We start from the raw sequence: 3,131 nt of genomic DNA, 5'->3' as shown, positions 1-3,131 counted from the left end.
GGCGGAGTGCCGCGTACCGTCGCGCAGCACGCCGACGATCATGCGGACGTCCTCGCGGCCCGGGTGGTCGGCGGCGAACGCGGCGGCCTTGTCCGGGTCGGCCGGGATCTCGTCCTCGGCCTCCGGCGGCAGCACGACCCGCTCGATGACCAGCGCGCACCCGGCGACCGCGTCCGGCCAGGCGATGGTCGACAGGGCGTCCTCCACCGACGCCTGCGCGGGCAGCTCCGGCTGCTCCAGCGCGGCGAGGGTGTCGCCCTCCCCGGAGTCCTCGGCCAGGCCCAGCTCGGCGGCGAGCTCGGGCTCGGTGGTGCGGATCTCACTGCCGTACACCAGCGCGTACAGCTTGGGCGCCGCGTCCCACCCCTGCTGGGCGGCATGGCGTTCCAGGTCCAGGACGACTTCTTCGAGATGGCTCACAAGGCCATCTTCCCCCGTCCGCGCGGGTGCGCGATCCGCCCCTCCCCCGGCGCGGGACGGGAGCCGCCGGACTCCCGGCCCGCGCGGCGTCGCGGAGTTATCCACAATCGGACGCGGAGGTGCGGGTGGCGCGGAGGCAGTCGATAGGTTTCTAGGACAGCACCGGCGGGGGATGCCGGTGGGGGCGCGATCTGAACGGAGGGGCCCGTTGACCTTCCGGACTCCCGGTATCCGTCGCAGGCTCGGCGGCGGCCGGTCCCGGCTGCTGCTGCCGGCGCTGGCGACGCTGGCCGTCCTGGTGGCCGCCTTCGTGATCGTCACGTCGGTCTGGACGAACCTGCTCTGGTACCGCTCGGTCGGCCTGTCGTCGGTCTACACGACCCAGCTGTGGGCGCGCACGTCGCTGTTCTTCGGCGGCCTGGTGCTGATGACGCTGGTGGTCGGGGTGAACATGGCGGTCGCGCACCGGCTGCGCCCGGCCTACCGGCCGCTGTCGGTCGAGCAGCAGGGCCTCGACCGGTACCGCGCGCTCATCGACCCGCGCCGCCGGACCATCATGGGCACGGCGCTGCTGCTGCTCGGCGTGCTCACCGGCGCGTCCGTGGCCGGGCAGTGGCAGGTGTGGCTGGCGTTCCTGAACCGGACGAGCTTCGGCGTGCGGGATCCGCAGTTCCACAAGGACGTCTCGTTCTACGTCTTCACCTACCCGTTCCTGCGGCTGGTGCTGGGCGTGGTGTTCGCGACCGTGATCCTGTCGCTGCTGGCCGCCGTGATGGTGCACTACCTGTACGGCGGGCTGCGCCTGCAGGGGCCGGGCGACAAGGTCAGCCCCGCCGCGCGTGCGCACCTGTCGGTGCTGGTCGGCGTGTTCGTGCTGCTGAAGGCGGTCGCCTACTGGTTCGACCGGTACGGCCTGGTGCACTCCGAGCGGGGCGTCCGCACGGGGGCGTCCTACGCGGACGTCAACGCGCTGCTGCCCGCCAAGACGATCCTCGCGGTCATCGCCATCGTGTGCGCGCTGCTGTTCTTCTCCAACCTGCTGCGGCGCGGCATGGCGCTGCCCGGGGTGGGGCTGATCCTGCTGGTGCTGTCGGCGCTGCTCATCGGCGGCCTCTACCCGCTGCTGATCCAGCGCTTCCAGGTGAAGCCGGACGAGCAGAACCGGGAGCGCCGCTTCATCCAGCGCAACATCGACGCCACCCGCGCCGCCTACGGCGTCGGCGGCGTCACCCTCGAACCCTACGGCGGCCGGCCGGAGACCGACCGCGACAAGCTCGCCGCCGCCGCGCGCGACCTGTCCGGCGTCCGGCTGCTCGACCCCGCGGTGGTCAGCCCGACCTTCCAGCAGCTCCAGCAGATCCGCGAGTTCTACCGGTTCCCCGACACCCTCGACGTCGACCGGTACCCGGTGAACGGCCGCTCGGAGGACTCGGTCGTCGCCGTCCGGGAGCTGTCCGGCCCGCCCAAGGGCCAGAACAGCTGGGTGAAGGACCGGCTGATCTACACCCACGGCTACGGCTTCGTCCGCGCGCCCGGCGAGCGCCTCACCGCCGACGGCACCCCCGACTTCCAGCAGAAGGACGTCCCGCAGAAGAACCTCACCGGCGCCCCGGTGAGCACGCCGCAGATCTACTTCGGCGAGCGGACGACCGACTACTCCATCGTCGGCGGCCGGGGGCAGAAGGAGTTCGACCACCCCGACCCGTCCAACAGCTCGCAGCAGGTCAACACCACCTACGCGGGCCGCGGCGGGGTGCGGATCGACTCGGCGCTGAACCGGACGCTGTTCGCCGCCCAGTTCCAGGACTGGAACCTCCTGCTGTCCGGCGCGATCAAGAAGGACGCGCGGATCCTCTACCACCGCACCCCCCGCGAGATCGTGCACCGCGCCGCGCCCTGGCTGACCCTGGACGGCAACCCGTACCCGGTCGCGGCCGGCGGCCGCATCCAGTGGGTCGTGGACGGCTACACCACGTCCAACGGCTACCCGTACTCGCAGACCCTCGGCCTCCAGGACGCGACCCGCGACACCATCACCGACACCCGGTCCGCCATCGCCAAGCAGGCCGACCACAAGGTGAACTACCTGCGGAACTCGGTGAAGGCCACCGTCGACGCCTACGACGGCACCGTCCACCTCTACCTCTGGGACGACCAGGACCCGATCGCCAGGACGTGGATGAAGGTCTTCCCCGGCACGGTCGAGCCCAAGTCGAAGATCCCGGCCGACGTGCGGGACCACCTGCGCTACCCGGAGGACCTGTTCAAGGTGCAGCGCCGCATCCTGGCGCAGTACCACGTCACCCAGGCCGACGCGTTCTACGGCGGCCAGGGCTTCTGGGACGTCCCGGAGGACCCGTCCCCCGCCAACAAGGGCAAGACGCAGCCCCCGTACTACCTGAGCCTGCGCATGCCCCGGCAGGCGGGCGTCCAGCCCCCGTCCCCGCAGCAGCCCGCCGCCCAGTCCGGTCCTCCGGCGCCGGGCGGCCGTCCGGGCGCCAAGACGGCGATGGCCCCGGTCAACCCCAGCGGCCGGCCCGCGCTTCCCCAGACCGGTCCCCAGCCGGGCACCCCGCAACCGGGCAAGCCGAGCCCCGGTACGCGACCGGGCGCCCAGGCCCCCGGCGCCCAGCCGGGCTCGCAGGGCACCGGCGGACAGCCGGGTTCGCAGGGCGGCGGCGCGCAGCCTGGGTCGCAGGGGGTCGGCGGGC

At 72.6% G+C, this 3,131-nt stretch carries 2 protein-coding genes; one reads left to right on the top strand and one right to left on the bottom strand.

The genetic code is table 11. From position 1 onward, the window contains the following. The coding region (locus AB0J52_RS33870; RefSeq protein ID WP_500186962.1) for a PPA1309 family protein at positions 1-420 on the bottom strand (420 nt) is incomplete at its 3' end. Between the two features lie 208 nt (positions 421-628). On the opposite strand from AB0J52_RS33870, the gene AB0J52_RS33865 reads away from it, so the two are divergent. Continuing rightward, the coding region (locus tag AB0J52_RS33865) for a UPF0182 family membrane protein (protein WP_500186961.1) at positions 629-3,131 on the top strand (2,503 nt) is incomplete at its 3' end.

Source organism: Spirillospora sp. NPDC049652 (assembly GCF_040675125.1).
In the GTDB taxonomy this organism is placed as follows: Bacteria; Actinomycetota; Actinomycetes; order Streptosporangiales; family Streptosporangiaceae; genus Spirillospora.
Note: the sequence above shows the minus strand (reverse complement) of the source record. Positions and strands in the feature narration are given on the sequence as shown.